The sequence below is a fragment of the Exiguobacterium sp. LL15 genome (genome assembly GCF_024436095.1).
Taxonomy (GTDB): Bacteria; Bacillota; Bacilli; order Exiguobacteriales; family Exiguobacteriaceae; genus Exiguobacterium_A; species Exiguobacterium_A indicum.
The window spans coordinates 82,870-109,652 of sequence record NZ_JANFNX010000002.1 but is presented as its reverse complement, the minus strand read 5'-3'; the positions used below and the strand labels follow the sequence as shown (position 1 = coordinate 109,652).

Here is a 26,783-nt window from a genome sequence, read left to right as displayed (position 1 = left end):
CAAAAGTTGTTCGTATGCGAGTGGCGTTTACGGCGCTTCTTAATCATACAAATGCGAGTATACCGAATTTCGAAAGAAACTTCTATATAATTCGAAAATTTTTGTCTTCTGTCTTTACTCGACGAACGTCACGATTTCATCAAGTGGACGACGTTGCTTATCACGTTTTGGTTCGTCTGCCCGGTAACCGAATGCGACCATGACCGGCACCGTGAAAACAGAACGATCGAGCAGTCCACGATCGACGAGTAATTGCTCGACGGCTTGCTGGTCGAATCCTTCGATTGGACATGAATCGATACCGATTTGTGCTGCCGTCGACATCATGTTTCCGAGTGCGATATAGGCTTGTTTTGCTGCCCAGTCTTCCATCGCTTTTGGGTTATCACCAATCGCGAAATCCTCCTCTAAAAACAGACCATAACGCTTCGTCCGTCCGGCCTTTGCTTCTTCGGATAGACCAAGGAAATCCATCATCTGCGTGACATGTGGACCATTTGCCTGCATTTGTTCTCCTGTCCGGGCGAGGAACAAGACGAAGTGACTCGCTGTCGGCAATTGTCCTTGTGCGCCCCAAGAGATTTCTTTTAATGCGTCTCGGATTTCTGGATTTTGAATGACGAGCATATTCCATGGCTCATATCCGAACGAGCTCGGTGACAGACGCGCCGTTTCTAAAATGAACCGAAAATCGTCTTCTGGGATCATTTGACCATTAAATGTCTTGGTCGCATGACGAGATTGAAATGCTTCGAGAATCGCTTGTTTTTGTTGTTGTTTTTCCATTGGAAATGCCTCCTTCAAAATGATGACTGCTTTTGTTATATCAAATCTGATTTCAGACCGCCTCTGATTTGCTCACATCAAGCTTTACGTTAGTTTTAAGACGAAACGGGAAATAATAGTATTAACGTTTTCCTTTTTTTATTTCCACATTATTTTAAAAACGCTTGATTGCAATCTTTTTTGCTTATCCTTCCATGAAAAACATTGATCTCTTTATTCTCATTTCCCGGTCGATTTGCTTTTCCACACAAATGTTTGTTACGGTAGTACCCTGCGTGATTAGGTTTTGTTATCGGATCGACGGGGTAATGATAATGTCGTTGCCATCATTTGATACAGAACAACTATGTAAAATTCGAAAGAAGGTGTTGAACACGATGGAAAATAATCGAAAAAGTAAGATCACAAAAGTCTTTATGGTATCCGTCATTTTCTGTGTGCTCTTTACCATATGGGGAATCTTACCGGAATCCCTAATCGGTGCAGCTAGTCTCGGAAATGTCACAGCTAAAGCACAATCCTTTGTTTCTAACGGATTTGGCTGGCTATATCTTCTCGGCATGAGTGCTTTTTTAATCATTGCTATCTTTTTAATCTTTTCCCGCTTCGGTTCGATTCGACTCGGTAAGGATTCGGACCGTCCTGAATATGGTCTCATTTCTTGGTTTGCTATGCTCTTCAGTGCTGGTATGGGAATCGGGCTTGTCTTCTGGGGTGTCTCAGAGCCATTGACGCACTTTCATACACCGCCAGTCGCAACAGATGATCCAACGGAAGCAGCACGCCTCGCGATGCGCTATTCATTCTTCCACTGGGGATTACATCCTTGGGCATTATACGCGATCGTCGCGCTTGCTATCGCTTACTCGACATTCCGAAAAGGACGTCCAGCTACGATTGGTGACACTGTCGCTTCATTGATGAAGCCTCGGTATGCTTCTGCCGGTAAAGGTACCGTCGAAGTACTCGCCATCGTCGCAACAGCATTTGGTGTCGCGACGTCGCTCGGTCTCGGTGCACAACAAATCTCAGGTGGATTGAACTTCCTAACGAGTAGTATTCCTAACTCCTTCCTGACACAAATGATCATCATTGTCGTTGTGTCTGTACTTTACATGATGAGTGCGGCATCCGGACTCGATAAAGGAATCGTTCGTCTCAGTAACGCCAACATCGTCCTCGCCGTTCTGTTGATGATCGGCGTCCTGTTCCTCGGACCGTTCAGTTTCATCATGGACCTCTTCGTGCAAACAACAGGTGCTTATTTGCAAAACTTACCGGTCATGAGTTTCCGGGCATCTGCCTTTAATCCAGACGAACGAGGCTGGATCAACGATTGGACGATCTTCTACTGGGCATGGTGGATTTCCTGGTCACCATTCGTCGGTACGTTCATCGCCCGTGTCTCGAAAGGACGGACGATTCGTGAGTTCGTCATCGGGATTATGCTCGTCCCAACGATCTTTGGTCTCCTTTGGTTCTCTGTCTTCGGTGGATCAGCGATTTGGAACGAATTGTTCCAAAATGTCGATCTGATCTCGACGGTCAACGATAAAGGAGTCGAAACCGGTATGTTTGCTCTATTTGAAACATTCGGTGGCTTAGGCACGTTCCTTAGCATCGTCGCTGTCTTCTTGATTACGACGTTCTTCATTACTTCGGCTGACTCCGCGACATATGTTCTCGGTATGCTATCGTCTGGTGGTAGTCTCATGCCAAGCTTACGCATCAAACTTGCTTGGGGTATCATCCAGTCTTCAATCGCCGCCGTCTTACTTTATGCCGGAGGATTGAGTGCCCTACAGGCAGCAGCTGTTCTAGCCGCCTTCCCGTTCATCTTCGTCGTCGGAATGATGGTCATCGCCCTGTTCAAAGATTTATCGGAAGAACCCGATGCGCAAAAAGAAGTCACAGACTTAAAACAAGATGCCTAAATCGTTTTGAATTCCTCCTTCCGTCGCATACGGAAGGAGGTCTTTTTTGTTATCCTGAATTATGCAAAGTAGAAAGAAATGAGGTGGCTCATGCGAAAACGTACACGCTGGTTAGTATCCCTCAGCGTCCTCGCATTAGGAAGCTGGTTTTTATATCGTGAAAATAACATCATTGATGTCTCACAGGTGACGGTTACGTCAAATCGCTTACCGGAAGCATTTGATGGTTATCGTGTCGTCCAAGTAGCAGATTTACATGGCAAGGCGTTCGGGAATGAACAAGAACGACTACTGAAGAAAATTGATCGCGAAAAGCCGGATCTCGTCGTCATGACTGGCGATTTGATTGACTCGAGGCGAAACGGTGAAGAAGCTGCCCTTACACTCATGAAAGCGCTCGTTGATCGATACCCGGTCTACTTCGTCACCGGGAATCATGAGGTTCGGCTCAATCTAACGATTTTGCCAAAGCTTGAGCAACTGGGTGTCACCGTTCTCCGAAATCAATCACGTGTCATCGAATACCAAGGTCAATCAATTTCGCTGATCGGTATCGATGACCCGACGACGACACGGTGGCGCGAAGGGCTATCAGAACCGGATGGCATTCGTCAAAGTCTCGATCAAGCATTGCAAGACGTATCACCTGATGCGTTTCGACTTTTGCTTGCGCATCGTCCGGAATATAAATCCTTGTATGCCGAGCGTTCCGTTGATCTCGTCTTATCCGGTCACGCCCACGGCGGACAGATCCGCCTGCCGTTTACGGAAGGTCTGTATGCGCCTGGTCAAGGATTCTTTCCAACCGTGACGGCAGGTCGCTATCAGGAACAGCAGACCGAACTGATCGTCAGTCGTGGTCTCGGAAACAGCCTGTTTCCGTTTCGTCTGTTCAATCATCCAGAACTCGTCGTCTTGACGCTGAAACGACCATGAAAAAAGAACGTGTGCCGCGGCACACGTTCTTTTGTTTAGACCAACGCTTCATGTAAAGCAGCGTCAGCATTTTCCCACATCTCAGGTTTGTGTGTCTGCAAGAAATCACGTAACAATTCTTTTGAACGCTCATCCATATGATCGACGACAATCCGTCCTTTAAGAGATTTATCCATCTTATTGACGTGATCAGCAAGAATCTTGAATCCGCGACGCGCTTCCGCATCGACTAGCAGATCGCACGCAGCCACACCACCGTAATAGAATCCTTCTGGCTTACGACCGACCGTCACCCAGACGATCCAGTACAGTTTGCCATTCGGCGTATCGGCTTTATCCGTCGTGAACTTGACGCGTTTCTCGATTGCTGCTTTCGCGTGCATCGCACCCATGTCGATGTAAGCTTCACCGTCTTCAGGAGAAATGATGACGGGTGACATACTATTTAAGCTAAGTGTCCCGACACCAAATCCTCCGTGACCGTCTGTAGAGTTATCTGAAATGATATTAAAGTTAATCTTTTTTTCCATCGTGTTTTGTCCCCTTTTAATCCTGTTGCTTCTATCATACCGTATTCCGAGGTGTCTGCAACCAGTCACTCATAACGAAGTAACTGTAATTGTTCCTCTGATGCTCGGCGAATCGTCGGGAGACGATAACACGTCATGGACGCAATTTCCTCATGTGCCGGAGGATTGACCTCTTCAAGATGAAGCAAAGCGCGGTCAAACAGGGTTTGCGCCGCACGACCGAACAAAAAGAGACGTTCCAGCGAAGAACACCGCGACCGAATCGCACGTAACTGATGCGCGAGTTCGCGTACCTTCGCCTCGACCTCTTCTTCCATGTCAGCCGTCGGTTTTCGATTTTGAAACAACGGTTTGAAACGTACATCGTCTTCAAGCAACGTCAACATCCCGTATCGCTTTGCTTCTTTTTGATTCAGCAGTTGAGCGAGTTCTTTATCCGTTACGAGTCGTCCGAATGGAATGTTCTGTTCAAAGACGATATCTGCGACTTCGAGTCCTTTAGCACCAGACAACGGATAATTCGTATCTTCCGGTAACGCCCGATCAAAAATCAGTAACGTATGAATCTTCTTCCGTATGATTGCGTCCATATGTCTCTCCTTTTCTGTCGTATGTGTATGACTACCTTCGCTTCCGACAAGAATAGCTCCTACCTTATACCCTTCTTTTTCGAAAACGATGTTCGAATTGACGAATCCCCTATCGAATGCGCTATACTGATGGCGTATCGTCATCATGCTAGAGGGGGAAATGAAGTCATGCCATATGTTACGGTTAAAATGTTATCGGGTCGTACAGTCGAACAAAAACGCGCTTTGATTGAAAAAGTCACGGAAGCGGTGTCGGAAACGACGAATGCTCCTAAAGAAAACATCACGGTCTTCATCGAAGAGATGGAAAAAACAGATTACGGTCAAGCTGGCGTCATGTTCGCGGATAAATAAACAACAAGAGACGTCCGGTCGTTACCGTGCGTCTCTTTTTCCCATCTACTTGATCTCTAAGGAGGAATTCTTATGACTACTGTTACTGTACTTGGTGCGACCGGTCGAACGGGTCGACCTTTGATTGATCGATTATTAGAAGATGGCTACGACGTTCGTGCACTCGTACGTTCCACGTCACCGGGCTTACCCGTCCATGATCGCCTTCATATCCTGACGGGAGATGCGACAAATCCAGATGATCTCGAACAAGCACTCGCAGGAAGTACCGCTGTCTTCAGTTGTCTCGGTACCGATCAACAGCAGGTACTCTCGACAGCGATTCCACATCTCGTCACGAAGATGAAGGAAGTAGGTATCGAACGGATCGTCTTCATCGGTACAGCAGGCATTCTCGATGCATCAGAAGAACCAGGAAAGTATCGTTTCCAATCGAGTGAGTCCCGTCGACGCTCGACGATTGCAGCAGAGGATCACTTGAAAGCTTATTTGACCTTAAAGGATGCAGACGTCGACTTCACCGTCATCTGCCCAACACAACTGACGGAAGACAAAGCACTTGCTGCTGACGACCTGTTGATCGAGGCGACACGCTTCACTGCACCGACAGGACCGATTCCCCGGGAAAACGTCGCGCAGTTCGCCGTTGAAGTCTACCGTGACGGAACCCATCATCGCGTCCGTGTCGGGATTGCGTCGCACGGTACGACTAAATGACAGACAAAAAGAGCAATGGATCAATGATCCATTGCTCTTTTATAAGTGTATCTCTTAAAGCAAGACGCTGACGACGATTGCCGTCAAGACACTGACGAGTGTTGCGCCGTAGAGTAACTTCAGACCAAAACTAGCCGCAACGCTTCCTTGGCGGTCGTTCAATCCTTTAACCGCACCAGCGATGATTCCGATTGACGAGAAGTTCGCAAACGAGATCAAGAAGACAGAAACGATTCCGAGTGTGCGTTCCGAGAATTCTTTTGAGTATTCTGGAAGGCTCAACATCGCAACGAATTCGTTCGTGATCAATTTCGTTGCCATGACACTACCGGCACTGACAGCTTCCGCCCATGGAATACCCATGATGAAAGCGAACGGTGCAAAGATGTATCCGAGGATTTCTTGGAACGAGATGTTTAGAACCATCAAGAAGATATCGTTGACCATACCGATCAAGGCGTTATAACCGATCAACATCGCACCAACGATGATTGCGACTTTGAATCCATCCATGATGTATTCGCCGAGCATTTCGAAGAACGTTTGTTTTTCTTCGACGATTTCAAGAATATCTTCTTCCGGATCAACCGTGTATGGGTTGATGATCGAGACGATCATGAAACCACCGAACAAGTTCAATACGATTGCTGTAACGACATATTTCGGTTCTACCATCGTCATGTATGCACCGACGATCGACATCGAAACCGTCGACATCGCTGACGCACACAATGTGTAGAGACGGTTTGCTGGTAATTGACCGATTTGTTTTTTAACTGTGATGAATACTTCTGATTGTCCGATCGCAGCTGAAGCAACCGCGTTGTAAGACTCAAGACGTCCCATACCGTTGACTTTTGATAGGACGAAACCGATACCGCGCATTAAGAGTGGTAAAATCTTCGTGAATTGTAGAATCCCGATCAAAGCAGAGATGAAGACGATCGGGAGCAAAACATTGATGAAGAATGGTTGTGCGCCTTCGTTCGCTAAACCACCGAAGACGAAATCAATTCCGATTGCCGCATAACTAAGCAGTTTTTCAAAGACTTTCGCGACGCCACGAATGACGATATATCCGAACGATGTATTGAGTAAAATGAACCCAAGTACGAGCTGAAGAACTAGCATGACCGCAAGCGGTTTCAATTTGATGCCTTTACGGTTACTGCTGACAAGGAGTGCCAAGCCGAAAACGATAGCCAGTCCGAGTAGTGCGATAAGATATTTCATGAAGTACCCCTCTATCTATTAGTTGTTTATCAGTTGTACATTCGTACGATGTCTGACGTTTAATCTCTTTCCAAGTAATAGAATAATCAATATTTCGAAGAACTACAAGAGGAAAAGTTCATTTAGTAACCGCTTTCGTTATTTTCATAGACTTTCAAGACAAACTTTTCCAAGCGTTCCCGAACATTGTCCTGACTAAGGTTTTGCCTTCCATATGCTTTCCACCCCGGATAGACGTCGATCGTTTCAGGTCCAAAATCAAAAACAGCCCGAATATCCCACGCGTGATCGTAAGAACGTTTCGTCTGTTTGAGGTAACTTTTTAAAAAATGATCCGCCATCTCAATGGATTCAAGCAAGGCAAGATTCAAACGACAATGCGCAAGGTCGACTTCAATGGGACCTACACACGCATTAATCCAATCAATCGTATGGCACGTTCCATTTATTTCGTATAACACATTGACCGGATGAAAATCCCGATGAATGAATCGGATCGTTTGACTTTCGTCCGGTTCGACCGCCAGTAGCTGACGCCATCTCTCCGGATGCTGCGTCCACGTCGGAACGTGACGTTCCGTCGCATACGGCTGATAGACGTATCGAGATTCTGGTACCGGTAGCGAATGGATTGCCGCGAGCATCTGTGCCAATCGTTCGACATACTGCTCATCCACCTGATCAAGCCGGATCTCTCCCGGTGAACGCGTCATATATAACCACGGCGGTACTTCGTCTCTAACATCAGTTTGATAGTCCAACACATCTGGTGCTAAGTCACCTGCTGCTTGTAACGCAAACACCTCGTGCAAGACAAGATCCGGCTCCTCATGTAGCCAGTCTTGATTCGTATGGACACGAAGAATTCCCTCACCGACCCGAAAAACAAGGGAGGATGTCGCGCCTTTTAAGACTTCGACCTCTCCTCCCTCCTGTCCAAGCTGTTGCAAGATTTTCGTAAGGACAGCGGACGATATCATGATGTCACACTACCAATCAATAACTGGTCGATCTGCATCTTCTCATTCGCATGTTCGCGCAAGTCGTGCAAAATTTCTTGCGGGAAGAACAGCTTCTCATCCGTCTGGCGTGACGTCGCGATGGCTTGAACGAGTGGTGAAACTTGCGAAATCTCTTTCATCTGCCCATCCTTCATCTGTAACATGATCGGTTGCTTACTAATTTCACCGTTATCTCCATATAAATCGTAAGGAAGACGACTGAGTTTATCTTCAAGCAGATAATACGTCGGATTCAAGCCGATTGCTTCAAACAACTCACACAACTTATCGTGGACGAGTTCACGCTTTTCAGCCGGATAATCGACATACTTGAACAACTTTCGGTCAACGAATCGCCTCGAGAGATCAGCAAGGATTGGATCCTGCTCGTTCGCCCACTGCTGAAAGTAAAAGTAGACGATCGTCTCATCGAGCCCAAGGAAATCACGCAACTCCATCTTCTGATCAAATAGCGGCATCAAATGAATCGGTGCAATCGCAAACGGATATGCGGACAGGTACAACTCCTGCGCCCGCTCAAGAATAGCCTTTAATAGGTAATCACTCGACCGTGTTACCGGATGCAGGTAGACTTGCCAATACATCTGATACCTTCGCATGATGTAGTCTTCGATCGAATGCATCCCTGATTGTTTGACAACCATCTGATTATGGGCAGGACGCAATACCCGAAGCATCCGCTCGAGATCGAATTTTCCGTAGCTGACACCGGCAAAGTGCGCATCGCGTAATAAGTAATCCATCCGGTCGACGTCAAGTTGTGAGCTGATCATCGTGACGAGCAGTTGATTCGGATGCGTCTTGTTGATGATAGACGCTACTTCTTCCGCAAATCCGTCTCCGACTTGGTCGAGGACTTTCTTGATTTCCGTATCCCCGAGGATGATCCGCTCTGTCCACGTCTCGTGGTTAACACCGAAGACGTTCTCGAATGCGTGCGAAAACGGACCGTGTCCGACATCGTGTAAGAGTGCCGCAGCCAGCGTCAACTCCCGGTACTGATCGTCCCAATCGGCACGACCGTTGAATACATCGATCAGTTGGCGCGTGATTTCATAGACACCGAGCGAATGATGGAACCGTGTGTGCTCTGCTCCATGAAACGTCAAAAATGATGTTCCCAGTTGCTTGATCCGGCGTAGTCGCTGAAATTCACGTGTACCGATCAGTTGCCAAATTAACTGATCACTGACATAGATATAGCGATGAACAGGATCTTTGAAGACCTTCGTTTCCTTTAATTGTCCTAATGATTGATACATATGTTTCTCTCCTTTAAATCGAGTCTATGTCGTTGTTGTTCGGTTTTGTTTCCAAGGATTCCTGTCTCGCGCGGCGCTTCGCACAGAAACTTTACACACCCTGTGCTATAATGATGTCGCAAATCTACAATAAAGGAACGAGCCTATGGGAATCGAACTCTTAAAACAAGAACATTATCGTATTTTTGATCAAACGTCACTCGGAACTGCTTTCCATGCGACACAATCGTTTGCGATGGACGACACATTATGTGCCTCCGTTGCAACAGAAGGAGCCGCACTCCGCTCTTGGATTCACCACGAAACCGTCGTCCTCGGCATCCAGGATGCCCGTCTTCCTCATCTTGCTGACGGTGTAGCCGTTCTGCATGAACATGGTTTCTCGCCCGTCGTTCGTAACTCAGGTGGTCTTGCCGTCGTCCTCGACGCCGGTGTCTTGAATATTTCACTCGTCTTACCGGAACGCGGTGGGATTGATATCGACAGCGGTTATGAAGCGATGCTTGCGCTCGTTCGCCGCATGTTCGCACAAGAAACGGACGCGATCGTCGCTGGTGAAGTCGTCGGATCGTATTGTCCCGGTTCTTATGACTTATCGATTGCCGGTAAAAAATTCGCTGGTATCTCCCAGCGTCGTGTTCGTGGAGGAGTTGCCGTTCAAATCTATCTTTGTGTCAATGGAAGCGGAAGTCAACGCGCCGCTTTAGTCCGTGACTTTTACGCGGCAGCGCTTCAAGGTGAGACGACGAAATTCGTCTATCCGACTGTCGTTCCGGAAACGATGGCGTCACTTGAGGAACTGCTCGGTACTTCCTTGACGGTCGAGGAGTGCTTACGTCGTGCATATGAAGCGTTACTTGCGCTCGGCGCTGATTTGACGCCCGCAACTTTGACGGAACTCGAGAATCAGCGTTTCGGCGTCAACTTGAGTCGGATGCTTGATCGAAACGAAAAAGCCCTAGGTTAAGAAAGGAGAGAACGTGATGATCCGATTGATCACAGATAGTGGTGCTGATGCACCAAAAGACATGTTAGATGCTTATGATTTTACGGTCATGCCATTCGGCGTATTGATCGACGAAGACACGTTCTTCGACGGAGAATCGATATCTCCAAAACAACTGTATGATAAGATGCGTGACGGTGCAGCACCAAAGACATTCCAAGCAGAAGTCAGCCGGATGGTCGAGGTGTTCACGCGTCACTTCGAACAAGGGGATCCCTTCCTCTACCTCGCCTTCTCGAGCGAATTATCGGGAACATTTCAAACCGCGAAGATGCTAGCAGAGGAACTCGCTGAAAAATATCCGAACGTTCCTTATCTCGTACTCGATACGAAAACCGCTTCAACGGGACAAGGATTGTTCGTTCTCGACGTCGCAGAGTATGCAAAGACGCATTCGTTTGAAGAAACAGTGGCTTACGCTGAAGCCAAGGTGAATACGATTCGTCATCTGTTTACAGTCGAATCACTCGAATATTTGATGCGCGGTGGACGCGTTTCGCGAGCTAGCGCCTTCATTGGTGGTCTCTTATCGATCTTGCCACTGTTGACAGTCGAAGACGGGAAGTTGATTCCAAAAGAAAAAATCCGTGGTCAGAAAAAAGTCATGAACCGGATTGTCGAGTGGATGGAAGAAGCACGTCCAGCGATCGACGGACATCGGATCATGATTGGGCACGGGGATTCGATTGAACGGGCAGAACAATTAAAACAATTGATTGAAGCTCATTTTTCACCAAGCGAAGTCATCTTGACGATCGCTGGCGCAGCCATCGGTTCACATACTGGACCGGGACTCGTCGTCATTGGGTATGACCTTCCACGTTAATGGCATTCATCCTTATCTTATAGTACGACAAAACGGGACAGACTCTGTTTAGAGTCTGCCCCGTTTTTTATGAATTATATCCGAAGAACAGCAGTGCCATGCTTAATCCAAGCGAAGAGACGATGAACACGATCGCCATCCCACTCATTCCGAAGACTAACAGCTTCGGTAAATCACGTCGCTTCTTAAGAAGGGCAGTCAATAACCCGACGTTGATCAAGAAGACGACGAGGAACGGAAGCAACAGCATCCAACGATCTTGCAGTAGAAATAAACTATCCATTTCTTTGCTCCCTTCTTTCCGGTACCGAGAACGGTTGGAATAGATTCAGACATAGGAAACGGAATAAGAAGTAAGCGAACAGAAGTGTCGACACTACTTCGAAACCAACATATCCGGCATCACGCCACGTGATTCCTGTCGTCACCCCAGCGAACCAGTACGGGAAGTCGACCGTCAACAAACTGCACATCAAAGCGAGAACGGCTTCCTGACGTGTTTGTCGATCGTAAAGTGAGTAAGATACCTTCTTCATGTTAAATATATTCGCGATTCCGTCATCCGATGTGTACCCTTTGATGATTCCAATGACGCCACCTAGTACCGCCAGTGCATACCATGGAAGCGGCCAAGCGACATGAAAAAGCAGGAGTGCGAACACAATCAATAAGACGCGGATTGCCATCAGTCTTCTGTTTTCGACGCTGCCACCGCATCATGGGAATTCAAGTTGACCGTCAACGGTTTTGCTGTTCCTTTACCGGAGAAGTTCTCGATCAACTCTTTGACATCTAATCCTGACGACGCTTTTAACGTTTCTTGCAGTGACGCCATCAAATCCGTTGCGTAACCGGTGACACGGTTCGCACCGCCACCTTCACCACTACCTGTATCAACGACTGTAATTTTATCGATGTTGCCGAGTGGTGCTGCAATCTCTTTCGCGTACTCTGGCATCATCCGAATGACCATGTCGAGAATCGCTGCTTGTCCGAATTGTTCGAACGCCTGCGCGATTTTTTCTTTTGCTTCTGCTTCCGCAAGACCTTTCAAACGAATGATCTCCGCTTCTGTTTCCCCTTGCGCCCGCTCAGCGTCCGCTTTCGCAAGACCATCCAGACGAATTCGTTCTGCATCTGCTTTTGCCGATGCCTCGATCCGGTATTTCGTTGCATCTGCTTCCGCATATTGCTTCGCACGGTCCGCTTGGGCAGCTTGCTCAATCGAGTACCGATCGGCATCGGCGCGTTTTTTGACTTCCGCATCATATTGTTTCTCACGACGGAGGATTTCGCGTTCTTCGAGCTCGATTTGTTTTTGACGCTCGATGATTTTGATTTGCATCTGTTGCTCGGTGACTTCTTGTTGCGCGCGTGCATTCTCAAGATCATACGCTTGGTCGGCTTTCGCCTTCGCGATATCTTGTTCACGGCGGTAATCTGCCATCTTCAATTGATTTTCTTTTTCCGCTTCAGCGATTTCTGTCGCACGTTCGAGTTCTGCTTTTTTCGCATCTTTTGAAGCTTCCGCCCGTTTGATGCGTGTCTCTTTTTCCGCGTCTGCCGTTGCGATGTCCGCATCACGGCGAACCTGTGCAATCCGCGGTTTCCCGAGTGATTCTAAGTATCCGTTCTTGTCACGGACGTCTTTGATCGTAAAGGAAACGATGACGAGTCCCATCTTCGCCAGGTCTTGAGACGCGACCCGCTGGACTTCTTGTGAGAACTTATCACGGTTCTTATAAATTTCTTCGACGGTCATCGACCCGAGAATCGAACGCAAGTGTCCTTCAAGGACTTCACGTGCTTCGCCTTCTCGCTCCTCCTTTGATTTTCCGAGGAACTGCTCCGCTGCCGTCGCAATCTCAGAAATCGAGCTACCGATCTTGATGATCGCTGTACCGTCTGCCATGACCGGTACACCTTGCTCCGTATAGACTTCGGGTGTCGTGACTTCGAGTTTACTCGATAACAAGCTCAGTGGTGTCGCTTGTTGGAAGACAGGTAACACGAATGTTCCGCCGCCGCGAATAATCTTCACTCGGTTGCCGGACTCATCGGTATTGACGTTGCGTCCTCCGAGATAACTACCCGATACGATCAACGCTTCTTCCGGACCAACTGTTCGGTACTTCGTAATGAATAGGACGATCAATGCAACAATCAACGCGACCGCGACGATTGATACGATTAACACTGGATTCATGTAAACATCTCCTTTTTCCATTGTTGGGGGTACGTCACGACAGACGCGACGCCTTGTTTGATTTCGATGATGAGCACCTTCGTGCCTTGTGGTAAGGCAGGTCCTTCAAACAGAACGGCTGACTTTGATACGCGTCCTGAGACGTCATCAAGTAAGATTTCACCATATCCTTCAGTCGGAATCGGCACGATGACGGTTGCGCTGCGACCTTCTAGCATCTGTTCCGAAAATCCAAGCGACTGTTCGGCTTGTGCCATCGGAACGAATAAAAAGATATGCATCAGCGTCGTCACTAATATCGCAATCACACTGCTGATGATTAAAATCAACATCGAACGAAGCGGACTGAGCTGTTCGAGTCCGAATCCGATCGCTGACGTGATGATGACAAAAGATAAGATCAACGTGGGATGAAAGATTTGGTCGACGCCTGGAATGACGTCTGAGAATAGGATAGACACAAACACACCACAAGCAGCGGCCGCTAACGCATATAAATAAAGTGTACTAACGTCCATCTTCGTTCACCTCGATGTAAGTATGTGAGCCATACAGTTCGTGGTAAGCCCTTTGATAAGCAGTCCGGTTTTCCTCAAACAATAAACGAGCCAATTCTTTGTCTCGTTGATCGATTGCCTCTTCTTGACGGCGTAAGTATTTTTTCTGTGCGGCAAAATGACGTGCTAATCTTGCCTCAATCGACGGTTCTCGTTCACGCTGCAACTCCTGTTTCATCGCTCCACTCCTTTCTGAAGTACTGGCTTTCTTTCTCTTCTACGCTTATTTTTTAGAAAATGTTTCAAAATGAATTCCATTTATTTTCCTTTCACTAAAAGAAAAAAACGTTCATCCCCTACAGAGGACAAACGTTTTTGAATAATTAGCGTTTATGAACGATTCGGTCGACGAACAATCAGACCATAATAGAGAATGAGCGCCAGGCAATCTAAGGTCATGATGATCAGTCCCATCGGAACAGCCGATTGTTCTCCCATGATCCCGACGAGTGGTGACACGAGCGAGCCGACGAGCATCGGCAAGAGCCCTAAAAGAGCCGAGGCACTGCCTGCCGTTGCTCCGTAATTTTGCATCGCTAAAGTAAAACCGAGTGTCGAGATCAAACCGACGCTTGAAACGACGAAGAATAGTGGAATCATGACGAAGATCAGCTGATCCGTTAACGTCAAGGCGAGGAACAATAAGATACTCGCACTCGCAACGATTGTCAAACTGATTCGCATCAGCCGCTCTGAATCGACACGACCCGCAAGGCGACCGGCGATCTGTGCTGCTAAGATGATTCCGATTCCGTTTAAACCGAACAAAAAACTGAACTGTTGCGGTGAAGCGCCATAAATATTTTGTAAGACGAACGGGGAACCGGAGATGTAGGCGAACATCGCGCCCATGACGAATGCTTGCGCGAACGCATAGCCGATGAAGACGCGATCCGTCAACAAGCGTCCGAACGTCTTCAACGTCGTCGTCAGGTTTCCTTCGACACGTCTATCAAGCGGAAGCGTTTCCGGTAAACGGAGTGCGACGGAAAGTAACATCATTGTGCTTAAAATCGCAAGCAAGTAGAAGACGAAATGCCAGTCACCGAACCGAAGCAACTGTCCCCCGATGACGGGTGCGAGAATCGGTGCCGTTCCGTTGACGAGTGACAAGGCAGCAAAAAACCGCGTCAATTCAGGTCCGTCAAACAAGTCACGAACGATTGCCCGGGAAATGACGATTCCTGACGCTCCAGCTGCCCCTTGGATGAATCGAAGCGCGATCAACACTTCGATCGTCGGTGCCATCGCACAGGCGAGAGAAGCGAGCAGATATGCGAGCAGAGCAACCATCAGCGGTCGTTTACGTCCGCGAACGTCACTCAGCGGACCAACAATCAATTGTCCGAGCGCCATTCCGAGCATACAAGCCGTCAAACTTAATTGGATCAGTGATGCACTCGCATCAAACGAGCGTGACATATCTGGAAAAGCAGGTAGATACATGTCGATCGAGAGCGGTCCGAGTGCAGCAAGCGAACCGAGGATCAAGATCAACGTTAAGCGGCGTGGGGTCATGGTTTCTTTCGTCATGACGTCACGTAATCCAAATCATGCAAGACATAAGCGAGGAAAAAGACGACCGATGGATTTTCATATGTCATCTGAACCTTTTTGAGTTGTGCGCGGTAACCGGTCTCATACTCGACCCCGTTCAACTTCCGTTCCATGTTCATTTTAATCAATGCGTCGAGTTTATCGATCACATCGACCATCTGTCCTTCGTATGTCTCGTCTTTTGCTTCAACGACGAACCGACGGAACGGTGCTCGGATTTCTTTCGGTAGATTATTGATCAACGTCTCTCCTTCTGCCCGTTCGTAAGCTTCGAAGGCTGCTGCTGTGACCGGTGTCGCATGTTTGACAGGTCCAAGAACATCTCCCGTCGTTCCTTCAACGAGATCATGACACAAGAGACGCGAGACGACTTCTTCGATGTCGATCGTGACGCCGTACTTCTCTGATTCAATCAGACCATTGAAGATACCAAGCGAGGCTGCTCGAAACGCATGTGTCGCGTCGTTATCATCAATCGTATTGAAACGTCCTTTCCAGCGCCGAATCGTATCCATCATCAAGACGTTTTCAATGAAATGAGACATCTCATCCTCTTCCATGACCGACTGTGTCAAGCGACGGATTGAAACGAGTGGGTGTCGTTCTAGAACAGCCTGTAATTCCGCTGCTTTTTGTTCGAAAAAGACGGACTCCGTCATCCGTGCTTCCCTTCGTGCATACAACATCGCATCGAACGTATCGATGGCTTCGACGATCCGCCCTTCCGGCGATTCATCCTCTGCATGCACGAGGTATGTCGTGAACGCTGGTTGAAGCGACTTTGAGAGTAAGGCAACGAGCTGTTCACTTGCTTGTTGTTCCATTGCCTGAATGTGTGCATGTAACGTTGGCTCTTTTTTTGTCCGGTGTTTGATTGGTCCGGTGATGACTTCGTTCATGTCATGGAATAAGGCTTTTCCGAGCAATGTCAGGCGATCGACTGGTGTTTGCCCGTCTGCTTCTTCTAAATAGCTTGCCATCAAACTGAATAAGGCAACACGAAAGCTGTGACTGGCTGCGTTATCCGGAAAACGTGGTGCATATTCATCCCACCGTGGAACGTTTTGCATCCGCGTCAGCATCCGAATGAAATTACCGTTTTGCATGAAATCTCTCCTAACGAAAGACGGACAGAGAGTACCCTGCCCGCCATTGTATTATTTTGCTGATTTGGTTGAACTGCTTCCGCTACGGAACCAACCAATGATTAAAATCAGAGCAAGTACGACCCAGAAGATCGTTTGCCATAGTGTACTCTCTGGAAACTCATGCGGCAAGACGTCGATTGACGGATGCGCGAGTGTCATGACGACCAGTTTTACACCAACCCATGCGACGAGCCAAAAGGCAGCTTCTTCGATGCCTGGTCGCTTTTGGAGCAAGACGACGAACCAGCTCGCGAAGTAACGCATGATGACGAGACCAATGATCCCACTGAAGAAGACGACCCAGAATTGTCCTGTATTCAGACCACCGATCGTTCCACCAACCATCGGTAATGTCGTTGCCATGGCGACAGCAGCAAGCGTTGAATCGACAGCGAACGCCAAGTCAGAGAACTCGACTTTCACGACCGTCCACCAAAAGTTCGGTGAGGCTTTTTGTGAGGCAATCGTGTCCGGTACTTGGTGTTTATTCGATCGTGCCTCGACGATTCCTTTAAACGCGACATAAAAGAGATAAATTGCCCCGAGTGCTTGAAGTTCCCAAATCGTCGCTAAGTACGAAGCAAAGAAGATTGCCACGAAACGTAAGACGAGTGCTCCGACGAGACCATAGAAAAGCGCCTTTTTACGTTGATCGTCTGGTAACGGTCGGACGAGGACCGCCATGACCATCGCATTGTCGGCGGATAGTAATCCTTGCAAGATGATCAGTACGAGCCCGACGGTCGCATACTGTGTAATTAATCCAATATCCATACTAACGAATCCCCTTTATTGTTCAGTCTATTTATTATATGCCGGTCGATCGGAAAGAAAAAGATGAAAGCTCGACTCAAGTACTTAACCTTGTGTTTTATTCCCATTGTTTAAGAAAACCTAACACAAAAAAACGACCCGTCATCGACGGATCGTTTCCATTTCTTATAAGTTTTGATCAACTTTCTTTTCAGCATCTGGATTTGGTTTCGTTTTTGGTGAAGAGAACCAACCCCAAAGAGCAAGACCGACCATGACTGTCCAGAAGAAAGCCTGCCACGGTGTACTGTGGGCAAATCCTTCAGGAAGTTTTAAGGCTTCAAAGATTGTTCCTTCGATTGATGCGTGGTATTTCGGGTGTTCGAGCGCAAGAACGGCTAGCTTCACACCAACCCAGGCAACAATCGCAAACGCTGCTGTCTCAAGACCTGGGCGCTCTGCGAGTAATTTAACAAAGACACGTGCTGCGAAACGCATCAAGACGACACCCATCAAACCACCTGTTAAGATGACGATGAAGTGACCTGTGTTCAAACCACCGATTTCGCCTGATCCCCAGTTTGGAAGGGCAACGGCAAGTGCTACTGCTGCAAGAATCGAATCGACAGCAAACGCTAAGTCTGCAAATTCAATCTTCGCAACTGTCCGCCAGAATTCACCTTTTGAAACTGGCTCTTCCGACTTCGGTTCTTCATCTAGCTCATTTTCAGCCCCATGGTTCTCACCGAGCTTTCTGGCTTTAACGGTCTTATAAATATGCCGTAGTCCCATGATGAGCAAGTACGCCGCTCCAAGTGCTTGGATTTGCCAAATATCGACGAGGAACGAAATCGCGAACAATGCCGCGAATCGTAAGACGAACGCTCCAGCTAGTCCATAAAAAAGTGCTTTCTTTTGTTGTTCTCCTGGTAAGTGCTTGACCATGACCGCGAGTACGAGTGCATTATCCGCTGAAAGTAATCCTTCAAGCGCGATCAAGACGAGTACGACCCAGGCATACTGTAATAGTAACTGCCAATCCATCTCTGTCATCCCTTTCTCTTACTACCTGTAAAATAAAAAAACTTCAATTATTGACCATGACGAAAAAACAATGATTACACGTTCACCTGAACATATACTATAGGATAGTATACCCGATTGCAAGTAAGTTATTCCTACAGATGTAGAATGTGTCGATTTTGAGTCGTGCGAGTTTCGTTTATCGAACGTTCGTGATAAAATTCAAGACAATACTTCTAGCGATGAAAAGATGAAACACATTTGCGGAATCATCAGACTTGCTCGTCTCTAGCATTCCTGTCATGTTATTACTATTGAAACACTACAAAAGGACAAAGGGGCCAATGAATATGTCTACCTACCCGATTACGTTACCAACAAAAGAAGAGCGCCATAAGCTGTTCGGTTCGGTACCACCGATCAAAGGAACAAAACCGACTGAAAAAGATAAGATGGTCGACTTGCAAAATACACCGAAGAACTTCCTGTTCGCACTAGATGCTGTCGGAATCTCGAACGTCAAACATCCTGTCGTCATCCAAGACGGAGACAACACACAAGCGACAGTCGCGACGTTTGAACTGTCGACATCACTCGTACAAGACCGTAAAGGGATCAACATGAGCCGTTTAACGGAGCAACTTGATCAATACCACAACGAAGGTTGGACGGTCACGAACGAGTCACTCATTCAATTCGCGCGTGATTTAGCAGACCGCATGGAACAAACGGAAGGTCAATTGACGATCCGTTATCCATGGTTCTTCACACGTAAAGCACCTGCAACAGGTCTTAGTGGCTTGATGAATGCCGAAGTATGGCAAACGGTCAGCGTCAACACGGAAACGGACGAAGCGACGTTGTCTGTCGGCTTGACGATCAACGTCACGACACTTTGCCCATGTTCAAAAGAAATCAGCGAATACAGTGCTCACAACCAACGTGGTTACGTCACGATGGAAGCATCGTTACGTGATGAAGCAGAAGACTTTGACTGGAAACAATCATTGCTTGATGCTGCAGAATCCAATGCCTCAGCGCCACTTCACCCAGTACTCAAACGTCCGGATGAAAAGCGCGTGACAGAGATGGCATACGAAAACCCACGTTTCGTAGAAGATATGGTTCGCTTGATTGCTGCTGACTTGTACGAAATGGACCCAATCGCTTCGTTCTACGTCGAATGCCGTAACGAAGAAACGATTCACCAACATGACGCGATCGCACGGATCACGTTCGATAAAGACGCACAATAAGTAAGTCTGCCGTACTCCCTCTTAAACCGAGCGAGTACGGCTTTTTTGTGTGCCGGCATTGCTCTCTTTTTTACGAGCGTTTACACTTAACTCGAATGGAGGAATGCACATGTTAGAATTGATTCCTTTTTTACTCGAACGACTTGGTATCATGATCATCTTAGCGTTCATCCTCGCCCAGTGGGGACCGACACGACGGCTACTGCGTCAACCGGAAGCAGGCTGGCAATTCCGTGTTCTCGTCCTGTTTTTTGCGACGTACGGCATTTTAAGTAACTATACAGGGGTCAAAGTCGATTTAGCTGAATTCTTACCCCATGCTTGGCTCGAAGAAGTCGACGGAACATCAGCGATTGCAAACACACGAACGATGATCGTCGTCATCAGCGGACTGCTCGCTGGTCCGCTCGGTGGATTGATGACCGGACTCATCGTCGGGGTTCACCGGTATTCCCTCGGCGGATTCACAGCGTTCGCTTGCGCGCTTTCGACCGTCATCGCCGGTGGTGTCAGCGGTCTCTTACGCTCCTATTGGCGCGACCGTCTCAGTAGCCAAGCATTATTGCCCGTGTGTCTGACTGCTTTTTTAATGCTGTTTGAAATGTCGTTGATTTTACTATTCGCCCGCCCCTTTGATGCGGCAGTCGAACTCGTCCAGTTCATCTTCTTACCGATGACACTGATCAACGTCCTCGGTGTCTGGTTGTTCTTATCGATCATCCGCCTTGCTGCGCGAGAAGAGGAAACGGTTCGGGCACGAGAAGCCGAACGGTCGTTGCATATCGCCGATTTGACGCTTCCGCATCTGACGCGTGGTCTACATATCCATACGGCAGAAGCTGTCGCGGAAATTCTGTTGCAGCAAACGCGAGCCGAAGCCGTCTCACTGACGGATCGTTCCATCATCCTGGCCCATATCGGTATCGGGAGCGACCACCATCAAGCTGGGAGTCACTGGACGACGAAACCGACTGAGCATGTCTTGCAAGACGGACAAGTTCGTCTTGTGACGGAACGACTCGATATCGGCTGTCCCGTAACGGATTGTCCGCTTCAAGCCGGCATCATCGCTCCGCTCATCGTCGGGGAAACGACGATCGGGACGTTGAAAGTCTATTATCCTCATGCCGAATTGCTCGACGCCGTCGAAGTCGAACTCATTGAAGGATTAGCGAAACTGTTCTCGACACAACTAGCACTCGGGAACGCAGAGCGGCAAGCCGGTTTACTGAAGGATGCCGAGATCCGGGCACTCGAAGCACAAATTCATCCCCACTTCCTGTTTAATGCGATCAATACGATTTATGCACTGTGCCGGACGGATGTCGAACAAGCACGCACGTTGTTGCTCGAATTGTCGACGTTCTTCCGCAGTAACCTCCAAGGCGCACGATCGACGAAAATTCCGCTCCAAAAGGAACTCGAGCACATCGAAGCATACACATCTCTTGAAGCCGCTCGTTTTCCGAATCGCCCGTTTCTCGATATCGATTTAGCAGACGAGACGACGGCTTTACTCGTTCCACCGTTCATCTTACAACCATTGATCGAAAATGCGTTCCTTCATGCGTTTTCTTCTGAACAGACAGGATATGTCGGGGTGACGGCATGGTGTGAGGCAGACCAGCTGTGTCTCGAAGTCGTCGACAACGGACGCGGGATTGACGCCTCGCGCCTTGCCCGTCTCGGTCGAGAAGTCGTTCCGTCCTCAGGCACCGGTACCGCATTATTCAATACGGCAGAACGGATTCGAAGTTTATATGGTGAAAAGGGACAGTTTACGATCACGAGTGACGGTCAAAACGGCACGACGATCGCGATTCGTCTCCCGATTGAAGTCAGAAAGGAGATTCAGCATGCGCACCTTGTTGATTGAAGATGAACCGCTCGCACGTGACGAGCTCCGTTATCACGTGACCGCAGCCGGTCTTGAAGTCGTCGGGGAAACCGGTAGTGTCGAGGAAGCCGAACGACTCGTTCGCTCCCTTCAACCCGACTTAGTCTTTCTCGATATCGAGCTGACGGACGGAAGTGGTCTTGAAGTCGCTAAACGCTTAAAGTCGATGCCACGTCCTCCGGCTCTTTTGTTTGTGACGGCGTATGATGCTCATGCGCTTGAAGCGTTTGAGCTCAATGCCTATGACTACATCTTGAAACCATATGATCCGGCACGGATTGTCCGTGCGATTGAAAAAGTCGCGCGACCGCTGCCGAAAAAAGCCCCTCGCCTTGAACGTTTAGCCGTCGAGACGGGCGAACAACTGAAATTATTGTCTCCTCAAGATATCAATTATATCGTCGCTGAGAACGGAAAGACGAAGATCGTCACAGAGCACCATGCGTATCCATCGAACGAGACCTTACTCGAACTTGAACGAAAGCTTCAAGATCATCGCTTTTTACGGGTTCACCGCTCATACCTCGTCAACTTATCAGCAATCGATGCCATCGAACCTTGGTTCAACGGAGCCTATAATTTAAAAATTCATCAGATTGATGTGCCAGTCAGTCGGACGTATGTCAAACTACTGAAAGAAGCGCTCGGTATTTGAGCGCTTCTTTTTTGTGATTCAAGGTCCATTTTCAACCTTTCATCGAACGAAACCGACAACTCATCTAAAAATCAAAGAAAGCGCTTCCATAACTTGTATACTAAATCCATCATAGTTCATTCAAGAGGAGGAATTTTAGATGAGCGCTACTCCAATCGTTATTGCTGTCATCTGTATCTTATTAATCGCGTATCGTCTCTACGGCACGTTCATGGCTGCGAAAGTCTTAAAAATCAAAGATGATCGCGAAACGCCCGCTCATAAATTAGCGGATGGAAAAGATTACGTCCCAACGAACAAATGGGTCTCGTTCGGACACCATTTTGCGGCAATCGCTGCTGCCGGTCCACTCGTCGGACCTGTCCTTGCTGCTCAGTTCGGATATCTCCCCGGCTTACTGTGGCTCTTAATCGGTGCCGTCATCGGTGGAGCGGTCCATGATATGGTCGTCCTTTTTGCTTCGATGCGCCAAGATGGTCAATCGCTCTCTGAAGTCGCTAAAAAAGAATTAGGTCCCGTCGCTGGTTTTTGTGCCGGTCTTGCGATGCTTTTCATCATTACAATCACGATGGCTGGTCTATCGATGGTCGTCTTACACGCCCTTGAACATAACCCATGGGGTACATTCGCTGTCTTCTCGACGATTCCGATTGCGATGTTCGTTGGGATTTACTTACGTAAAGGTGGTAACTTAGCACTTGCTTCAACAGTTGGTTTCTTACTGATTCTAGCTGCGATTGGTTTTGGTCCTCAGTTAACGGAAACATTCATCGGCGATTGGTTCGATCTGTCGTCACGTCAACTCGCGATTGCTTTACCGATTTATGCATTCTTCGCTGCTGCACTGCCAGTGTGGCTCTTACTCGCACCTCGCGACTATCTATCGAGTTTCATGAAAATCGGTGTCTTCCTTGCTTTGATCGTTGGTGTCTTCATCATCAACCCAGACATTCGATTCCCGGCATTTACGAAGTTCGTTGATGGCGGTGGTCCAATCATCGCTGGTCCAGTCTGGCCATTCATCTCGATCACGATTGCCTGTGGTGCGATTTCTGGTTTCCACGCTTTCGTTGGTTCTGGTACGACACCGAAGATGATCAATCGGTGGAGTGACATCAAACCGGTCGCCTTCGGTGCCATGCTTGTCGAATGTCTTGTTGCCGTCATGGCGTTGATCGCTGCGACATCGCTTGAAGTCGGTGATTACTTCGCCATCAACTCAACACCAGAAGTATTCGCGACGCTTGGTATGAGCACGGTCTATCTTGATGATTTATCCCGTGAAATCGGTCTCGATCTGGCAGGTCGAACAGGTGGTGCCGTCTCACTCGCCGTCGGTATGACATTCATCTTCCGCGCCATCCCGTGGTTCAAAGAGATTGCCGGATTCTTCTTCCAATTCGTCATTCTATTCGAAGCGGTCTTCATCTTAACCGCAATCGATGCAGGAACACGCGTCGCCCGTTACTTGATTCAAGATTTCTTCGGGGAGTTCTACAAACCACTCAAACGTGTCGACTGGATTCCAGGTGCGATCTTCGCTTCGGCACTCGGGACGTTCTTCTGGGGCTATCTCCTGTTTTCGGGTGACATCGGTTCGATTTGGGCATTATTCGGGGTATCGAATCAGCTGATGGCTTCAATCGGCTTGATCATCGGAACGACGATCATCTTGAAAATCGCCGATAAAAAAGTCTATGCGCTGACGACGTTCATCCCGCTCGTCTATCTTCTGATCACAGTAACGTTCGCGGATATCTGGATGGTCGCAAACGTCTATGCGAATCCCGATTCTCCAGGTTTCAGCATCTTGAATACGGTCTTGTCCGTAACGATGGGACTGCTCGCGATCGTCATCACGATCTCAGCCGTCAAGAAATGGATTGAACTGTTGAATTCACCACGTTGGGAAAATCAAAAACGATCTGCGTAAGCGGATTGGTCATATGACAAAAGGCAGTGGACGCATCCACTGCCTTTTTCGTATCTCATTTTTAAAACGGATTATAAAAGCGATTACCATCATAGAAAGTGACGACGAATGACAAAACCGTCAAAAGTAGCACACAGCCGATCGCGACATAATCGATTCGTGTCATCGTCTGTTGGTTGTACCACGTTCGCTTTCGTCCGGCACCGAATCCACGGAGATCCATCGCATTGCTGACGGTCTCAATCCGCTCCAAACTCGTAAATAGCAACGGAAGTAAAATCTGGATGCTATTGCGTGCCCGCTGCCAAAGGGAGCCGTGTGAGACAGCAATCCCTCGTGCTTCTTGAGCGTTCGCGATCGTCCGGAAATCAGATTGAACGTCCGGAATATAACGGAGCGCTAAGGAGACCGCAAATGCGATCTTATACGGAACACCAATCCGATTCAAAGAAGAAGCGAACTCCGTCGGATGGGTCGTGACGAGAAACAACACAGCAATCGGAACGATCACACTGTATTTTAAGATTAAATTGAACAGATAAAATAATTGTTCTGCGGTCATCGTAAATCGTCCGATTCCTTCAAGTAAGACGTGACGCGATCCGTAGATTGCCACGCCCTGCTCTGGTTCGAACAGATAAACAGCGAGCGCATTAATCAGGACGAAAATCGCTGTAAAGATCAAGACGAAGCGGACTTCCCGAAACTGGATACGCGACAATCGGAATAACACGATACTGACTAACCCCATTACAAGTAAGACACGTGTATCATAGGTGAACATCGTTGCTGTCGTAAATAATAAGAATCCGATCAGTTTCGTCGTTCCCGTCAATCGATGAATCGGTGACGTTTTTTCAATATAGCCAAGCATTTCTACAGCCATTGTTCCCGCTCCTTTCGCTCCGCCGTAATCACGGACTCGACGAATCGTTCCGGATCGACTTCGAGGTGTTGCGCTAGCGTAAAGAGCGATGTTTGTTTTAAATGGGCATGATGCAGCAATTGTTCTTGATTCAGCAGTCCAAATGATGTTCCAGCATAACGGATACGCCCAGCTTGCACGAGGCAGACTTGATCGCTGTATTCTAAGACGAGATGCATGTCATGCGTGATGATGAGTAACGTCATTCCGTCCTGCTTCAATCCTTCTAAAAAGTCCATCATATCCGAATAATGCCGATAATCTTGACCGGCTGTTGGTTCATCGAGAATCATGATATCCGGTCGTCGAACGAGAATCGAAGCAATCGTCACTCGTTTCTTCTGACCAAAACTCAGTGCTTGGATCGGCCAATTACGAAACGGATATAATCCGCAACGACGTAATGTCTGCTCGAGACGCTCGTTTTCTTCCGCCTCACTCAGTCCGAGCGCCTGCATCCCGTAGCGGATTTCCTCCTGCACGAGGTGCTTCGAAATCATATGATTCGGATTTTGCAGAACGAATCCGATCGTTCCTGCTCGCTCTGCGATCGATTGGTTCGTGATGTCGATTCCGTCAAGCAGGATCCGACCAGCTGTCGTCCGTTGGTAACCACTCAACACTTTCGCAAGCGTGGATTTTCCGGCACCATTCTGACCAACGATCGTCGTCAGTGTTCCTTTTTGAAAAGTCGCCGTCACATTCTCAAGCACCGGCGTTCCTTGACGATAATGAAACGCCAACTGATTGAGTTCAAGCAATGAAGTAGAGGTTGCAACCTCTTTTTGGGGTGCTTTCTCTAAACGCTCTAACACGTTCGTCTGGTTGAATCGCTTTAAAAAGGGATCGATGCGGCTCGGCTGATCTGAAGGTTGAACGGCAAGCCCAGCCCAGCGTGCGGCACTGACATAGAGAGGTTCACGCAAGATCGCTTCTTGCAGTTTTCCGTTACTTAAGATGACATCCGGATGATCATCAGCGATGATTTCGCCATCGACCATGACGATGATGCGGTCAAACGGAATGACGAGTACATCCTCGATCCGATGTTCGACGACAATCAATGTGCGATTCGTATCACGTTGCAGTCGATCCATAAGCGTCATCGCCTCTTGTCCCGCTACTGGATCGAGATTCGCGAGCGGCTCATCAAACAGTAAGATGTCCGCATCTTCGACGAGGACTCCGGCTAATGCCGCCCGTTGTCGTTGTCCTCCTGATAGATCATTTAATCGTGCTTGCAAGAGCGTCTCGACATCCGTCATCCGTGCGACACGTTCGACGATCTCCTGCATTTCCGGTCGCCCAGTCTGTTTATTTTCGAGCGCAAAGGCGATGTCTTCGCCAACCGATAAACCAACGAACTGCGCATCTGGATCCTGTAACACCGTTCCAATATGCAGCGAACGATCAAATAACGATAACTCCCGGGCATCCTGCCCTTTGATCAGGACCTGTCCTTCCCACGTTCCAGAGTACGAGAACGGAATCAACCCATTGATGCACTGGGCGAGCGTACTTTTTCCTGAACCCGACGGTCCAACGATTAAGATGCGTTCGCCTGCTTGAATCGTTAATTGAATCTGCCGGAGTGTCGGTTCCGACTGACTCCGATATGTAAATGAAAAATCCTGAAATTCGATTACGTTTGTCATATCCTTCTCCCCCCAAGCTAAA

Annotated in this window: 27 protein-coding genes; 10 read left to right on the top strand and 17 right to left on the bottom strand. The window is 48.1% G+C overall.

Annotation, left to right across the window (positions count from 1 at the left end; genetic code table 11):
• Positions 1–114: 114 nt before the first annotated feature.
• Entirely contained in the window at positions 115–786 is a 672-nt protein-coding gene (locus NOM72_RS11940; RefSeq protein ID WP_035399166.1) for an NAD(P)H-dependent oxidoreductase, read from the bottom strand.
• A gap of 377 nt (positions 787–1,163) precedes the next feature.
• Between NOM72_RS11940 and NOM72_RS11935 the strand changes: the two genes are divergently transcribed.
• The gene (locus NOM72_RS11935) at positions 1,164–2,720 is read left to right on the top strand and encodes a BCCT family transporter (protein ID WP_035399263.1); all 1,557 of its coding nucleotides are present in this window, start codon (positions 1,164–1,166) and stop codon (positions 2,718–2,720) included.
• A 90-nt stretch (positions 2,721–2,810) separates the two neighbouring features.
• Complete coding sequence (locus tag NOM72_RS11930; protein WP_023466795.1) at positions 2,811–3,656, top strand: metallophosphoesterase; 846 nt, start codon at positions 2,811–2,813, stop codon at positions 3,654–3,656.
• A 35-nt stretch (positions 3,657–3,691) separates the two neighbouring features.
• On the opposite strand, the gene NOM72_RS11925 is transcribed toward NOM72_RS11930, so the two are convergent.
• Positions 3,692–4,186, bottom strand: coding sequence for a YwhD family protein (locus tag NOM72_RS11925; RefSeq protein ID WP_023466794.1), 495 nt, complete (start codon positions 4,184–4,186; stop codon positions 3,692–3,694).
• Positions 4,187–4,251: 65 nt separating this feature from the next.
• Positions 4,252–4,776, bottom strand: a complete 525-nt coding sequence (locus NOM72_RS11920) for a hypothetical protein (protein WP_023466793.1) — start codon at positions 4,774–4,776, stop codon at positions 4,252–4,254.
• Positions 4,777–4,944: 168 nt separating this feature from the next.
• Here NOM72_RS11920 and NOM72_RS11915 point away from each other — a divergent pair, with 168 nt between their 5' ends.
• Both NOM72_RS11915 and NOM72_RS11910 read left to right on the top strand, forming a co-directional pair.
• A complete protein-coding gene (locus NOM72_RS11915) occupies positions 4,945–5,130 on the top strand; it encodes a 2-hydroxymuconate tautomerase (protein ID WP_023466792.1) in 186 nt (61 codons plus the stop codon).
• 72 nt (positions 5,131–5,202) lie between these two features.
• Positions 5,203–5,847, top strand: coding sequence for an NAD(P)-dependent oxidoreductase (locus tag NOM72_RS11910; RefSeq protein WP_255999229.1), 645 nt, complete (start codon positions 5,203–5,205; stop codon positions 5,845–5,847).
• Positions 5,848–5,901: 54 nt separating this feature from the next.
• Here the strand turns inward: NOM72_RS11910 and NOM72_RS11905 are convergent, their stop codons facing one another.
• The 3 genes from NOM72_RS11905 to NOM72_RS11895 form a co-directional block, all read right to left on the bottom strand.
• On the bottom strand, positions 5,902–7,080 hold the full coding sequence (locus NOM72_RS11905; protein WP_023466789.1) for a NupC/NupG family nucleoside CNT transporter: 1,179 nt from the start codon (positions 7,078–7,080) through the stop codon (positions 5,902–5,904).
• A 122-nt stretch (positions 7,081–7,202) separates the two neighbouring features.
• Positions 7,203–8,060, bottom strand: coding sequence for a phosphotransferase family protein (locus tag NOM72_RS11900; protein WP_255999228.1), 858 nt, complete (start codon positions 8,058–8,060; stop codon positions 7,203–7,205).
• A complete protein-coding gene (locus tag NOM72_RS11895; protein ID WP_023466787.1) occupies positions 8,057–9,364 on the bottom strand; it encodes an HD domain-containing protein in 1,308 nt (435 codons plus the stop codon). The genes NOM72_RS11900 and NOM72_RS11895 overlap by 4 nt, the downstream gene beginning before the upstream one ends.
• A gap of 145 nt (positions 9,365–9,509) precedes the next feature.
• Between NOM72_RS11895 and lipL the strand changes: the two genes are divergently transcribed.
• Complete coding sequence (lipL, locus tag NOM72_RS11890; protein ID WP_023466786.1) at positions 9,510–10,331, top strand: octanoyl-[GcvH]:protein N-octanoyltransferase; 822 nt, start codon at positions 9,510–9,512, stop codon at positions 10,329–10,331.
• Positions 10,332–10,347: 16 nt separating this feature from the next.
• Complete coding sequence (locus NOM72_RS11885; RefSeq protein ID WP_255999227.1) at positions 10,348–11,196, top strand: DegV family protein; 849 nt, start codon at positions 10,348–10,350, stop codon at positions 11,194–11,196.
• A 67-nt stretch (positions 11,197–11,263) separates the two neighbouring features.
• Here the strand turns inward: NOM72_RS11885 and NOM72_RS11880 are convergent, their stop codons facing one another.
• The 9 genes from NOM72_RS11880 to NOM72_RS11840 all read right to left on the bottom strand — a co-directional run bounded on the left by NOM72_RS11880 (position 11,264) and on the right by NOM72_RS11840 (position 18,461).
• The gene (locus tag NOM72_RS11880) at positions 11,264–11,479 is read right to left on the bottom strand and encodes a hypothetical protein (RefSeq protein WP_255999226.1); all 216 of its coding nucleotides are present in this window, start codon (positions 11,477–11,479) and stop codon (positions 11,264–11,266) included.
• Positions 11,472–11,882 carry a hypothetical protein gene (locus NOM72_RS11875; RefSeq protein ID WP_255999225.1) on the bottom strand — a complete coding sequence of 137 codons (411 nt, stop codon included), beginning with the start codon at positions 11,880–11,882 and terminating at the stop codon, positions 11,472–11,474. The genes NOM72_RS11880 and NOM72_RS11875 overlap by 8 nt, the downstream gene beginning before the upstream one ends.
• Positions 11,882–13,402 carry a flotillin lipid rafts scaffold protein FloT gene (locus tag NOM72_RS11870; RefSeq protein WP_023466783.1) on the bottom strand — a complete coding sequence of 507 codons (1,521 nt, stop codon included), beginning with the start codon at positions 13,400–13,402 and terminating at the stop codon, positions 11,882–11,884. Before NOM72_RS11870 ends, NOM72_RS11875 begins: the two co-directional genes overlap by 1 nt.
• The gene (locus NOM72_RS11865) at positions 13,399–13,920 is read right to left on the bottom strand and encodes an NfeD family membrane protein (protein ID WP_133208251.1); all 522 of its coding nucleotides are present in this window, start codon (positions 13,918–13,920) and stop codon (positions 13,399–13,401) included. The genes NOM72_RS11870 and NOM72_RS11865 overlap by 4 nt, the downstream gene beginning before the upstream one ends.
• Positions 13,910–14,137, bottom strand: a complete 228-nt coding sequence (locus NOM72_RS11860; RefSeq protein ID WP_255999224.1) for a hypothetical protein — start codon at positions 14,135–14,137, stop codon at positions 13,910–13,912. The genes NOM72_RS11865 and NOM72_RS11860 overlap by 11 nt, the downstream gene beginning before the upstream one ends.
• A 152-nt stretch (positions 14,138–14,289) precedes the next feature.
• Positions 14,290–15,477 carry a multidrug effflux MFS transporter gene (locus tag NOM72_RS11855; protein WP_255999223.1) on the bottom strand — a complete coding sequence of 396 codons (1,188 nt, stop codon included), beginning with the start codon at positions 15,475–15,477 and terminating at the stop codon, positions 14,290–14,292.
• An 11-nt stretch (positions 15,478–15,488) separates the two neighbouring features.
• The gene (locus tag NOM72_RS11850) at positions 15,489–16,622 is read right to left on the bottom strand and encodes a YfbR-like 5'-deoxynucleotidase (RefSeq protein WP_023466777.1); all 1,134 of its coding nucleotides are present in this window, start codon (positions 16,620–16,622) and stop codon (positions 15,489–15,491) included.
• A 51-nt stretch (positions 16,623–16,673) separates the two neighbouring features.
• Positions 16,674–17,438, bottom strand: coding sequence for a TerC family protein (locus tag NOM72_RS11845; RefSeq protein WP_133208250.1), 765 nt, complete (start codon positions 17,436–17,438; stop codon positions 16,674–16,676).
• 165 nt (positions 17,439–17,603) lie between these two features.
• Positions 17,604–18,461, bottom strand: a complete 858-nt coding sequence (locus NOM72_RS11840) for a TerC family protein (RefSeq protein WP_035399265.1) — start codon at positions 18,459–18,461, stop codon at positions 17,604–17,606.
• Positions 18,462–18,790: 329 nt separating this feature from the next.
• Between NOM72_RS11840 and folE2 the strand changes: the two genes are divergently transcribed.
• From folE2 to NOM72_RS11820, 4 genes are all read left to right on the top strand, one after another.
• Positions 18,791–19,696, top strand: a complete 906-nt coding sequence (folE2, locus tag NOM72_RS11835; protein WP_035399184.1) for a GTP cyclohydrolase FolE2 — start codon at positions 18,791–18,793, stop codon at positions 19,694–19,696.
• A 109-nt stretch (positions 19,697–19,805) separates the two neighbouring features.
• On the top strand, positions 19,806–21,572 hold the full coding sequence (locus tag NOM72_RS11830) for a LytS/YhcK type 5TM receptor domain-containing protein (protein ID WP_023466773.1): 1,767 nt from the start codon (positions 19,806–19,808) through the stop codon (positions 21,570–21,572).
• A complete protein-coding gene (locus tag NOM72_RS11825) occupies positions 21,553–22,248 on the top strand; it encodes a LytR/AlgR family response regulator transcription factor (RefSeq protein WP_023466772.1) in 696 nt (231 codons plus the stop codon). The genes NOM72_RS11830 and NOM72_RS11825 overlap by 20 nt, the downstream gene beginning before the upstream one ends.
• A gap of 139 nt (positions 22,249–22,387) precedes the next feature.
• Positions 22,388–24,181: a carbon starvation CstA family protein gene (locus NOM72_RS11820; RefSeq protein ID WP_023466771.1), complete on the top strand. Its 1,794-nt coding sequence runs from the start codon at positions 22,388–22,390 to the stop codon at positions 24,179–24,181.
• Positions 24,182–24,242: 61 nt separating this feature from the next.
• Here NOM72_RS11820 and NOM72_RS11815 read toward each other — a convergent pair whose 3' ends face one another.
• Together NOM72_RS11815 and NOM72_RS11810 are read right to left on the bottom strand one after the other, a co-directional pair.
• Positions 24,243–25,067, bottom strand: coding sequence for an energy-coupling factor transporter transmembrane component T family protein (locus NOM72_RS11815; protein WP_023466770.1), 825 nt, complete (start codon positions 25,065–25,067; stop codon positions 24,243–24,245).
• Positions 25,058–26,761: an energy-coupling factor transporter ATPase gene (locus NOM72_RS11810; RefSeq protein WP_255999222.1), complete on the bottom strand. Its 1,704-nt coding sequence runs from the start codon at positions 26,759–26,761 to the stop codon at positions 25,058–25,060. The genes NOM72_RS11815 and NOM72_RS11810 overlap by 10 nt, the downstream gene beginning before the upstream one ends.
• Positions 26,762–26,783 lie beyond the last annotated feature (22 nt).

Excerpts from the sequence above, each read along its gene's own strand:
- NOM72_RS11940 (WP_035399166.1), bottom strand. The coding sequence starts at position 786 with ATGGAAAAACAACAACAAAAACAAGCGATTCTCGAAGCATTTCAATCT.
- NOM72_RS11935 (WP_035399263.1), top strand. The coding sequence starts at position 1,164 with ATGGAAAATAATCGAAAAAGTAAGATCACAAAAGTCTTTATGGTATCC.
- NOM72_RS11930 (WP_023466795.1), top strand. The coding sequence starts at position 2,811 with ATGCGAAAACGTACACGCTGGTTAGTATCCCTCAGCGTCCTCGCATTA.
- NOM72_RS11925 (WP_023466794.1), bottom strand. The coding sequence starts at position 4,186 with ATGGAAAAAAAGATTAACTTTAATATCATTTCAGATAACTCTACAGAC.
- NOM72_RS11920 (WP_023466793.1), bottom strand. The coding sequence starts at position 4,776 with ATGGACGCAATCATACGGAAGAAGATTCATACGTTACTGATTTTTGAT.
- NOM72_RS11915 (WP_023466792.1), top strand. The coding sequence starts at position 4,945 with ATGCCATATGTTACGGTTAAAATGTTATCGGGTCGTACAGTCGAACAA.
- NOM72_RS11910 (WP_255999229.1), top strand. The coding sequence starts at position 5,203 with ATGACTACTGTTACTGTACTTGGTGCGACCGGTCGAACGGGTCGACCT.
- NOM72_RS11905 (WP_023466789.1), bottom strand. The coding sequence starts at position 7,080 with ATGAAATATCTTATCGCACTACTCGGACTGGCTATCGTTTTCGGCTTG.
- NOM72_RS11900 (WP_255999228.1), bottom strand. The coding sequence starts at position 8,060 with ATGATATCGTCCGCTGTCCTTACGAAAATCTTGCAACAGCTTGGACAG.
- NOM72_RS11895 (WP_023466787.1), bottom strand. The coding sequence starts at position 9,364 with ATGTATCAATCATTAGGACAATTAAAGGAAACGAAGGTCTTCAAAGAT.
- lipL (WP_023466786.1), top strand. The coding sequence starts at position 9,510 with ATGGGAATCGAACTCTTAAAACAAGAACATTATCGTATTTTTGATCAA.
- NOM72_RS11885 (WP_255999227.1), top strand. The coding sequence starts at position 10,348 with ATGATCCGATTGATCACAGATAGTGGTGCTGATGCACCAAAAGACATG.
- NOM72_RS11880 (WP_255999226.1), bottom strand. The coding sequence starts at position 11,479 with ATGGATAGTTTATTTCTACTGCAAGATCGTTGGATGCTGTTGCTTCCG.
- NOM72_RS11875 (WP_255999225.1), bottom strand. The coding sequence starts at position 11,882 with ATGGCAATCCGCGTCTTATTGATTGTGTTCGCACTCCTGCTTTTTCAT.
- NOM72_RS11870 (WP_023466783.1), bottom strand. The coding sequence starts at position 13,402 with ATGAATCCAGTGTTAATCGTATCAATCGTCGCGGTCGCGTTGATTGTT.
- NOM72_RS11865 (WP_133208251.1), bottom strand. The coding sequence starts at position 13,920 with ATGGACGTTAGTACACTTTATTTATATGCGTTAGCGGCCGCTGCTTGT.
- NOM72_RS11860 (WP_255999224.1), bottom strand. The coding sequence starts at position 14,137 with ATGAAACAGGAGTTGCAGCGTGAACGAGAACCGTCGATTGAGGCAAGA.
- NOM72_RS11855 (WP_255999223.1), bottom strand. The coding sequence starts at position 15,477 with ATGACCCCACGCCGCTTAACGTTGATCTTGATCCTCGGTTCGCTTGCT.
- NOM72_RS11850 (WP_023466777.1), bottom strand. The coding sequence starts at position 16,622 with ATGCAAAACGGTAATTTCATTCGGATGCTGACGCGGATGCAAAACGTT.
- NOM72_RS11845 (WP_133208250.1), bottom strand. The coding sequence starts at position 17,438 with ATGGATATTGGATTAATTACACAGTATGCGACCGTCGGGCTCGTACTG.
- NOM72_RS11840 (WP_035399265.1), bottom strand. The coding sequence starts at position 18,461 with ATGGATTGGCAGTTACTATTACAGTATGCCTGGGTCGTACTCGTCTTG.
- folE2 (WP_035399184.1), top strand. The coding sequence starts at position 18,791 with ATGTCTACCTACCCGATTACGTTACCAACAAAAGAAGAGCGCCATAAG.
- NOM72_RS11830 (WP_023466773.1), top strand. The coding sequence starts at position 19,806 with ATGTTAGAATTGATTCCTTTTTTACTCGAACGACTTGGTATCATGATC.
- NOM72_RS11825 (WP_023466772.1), top strand. The coding sequence starts at position 21,553 with ATGCGCACCTTGTTGATTGAAGATGAACCGCTCGCACGTGACGAGCTC.
- NOM72_RS11820 (WP_023466771.1), top strand. The coding sequence starts at position 22,388 with ATGAGCGCTACTCCAATCGTTATTGCTGTCATCTGTATCTTATTAATC.
- NOM72_RS11815 (WP_023466770.1), bottom strand. The coding sequence starts at position 25,067 with ATGGCTGTAGAAATGCTTGGCTATATTGAAAAAACGTCACCGATTCAT.
- NOM72_RS11810 (WP_255999222.1), bottom strand. The coding sequence starts at position 26,761 with ATGACAAACGTAATCGAATTTCAGGATTTTTCATTTACATATCGGAGT.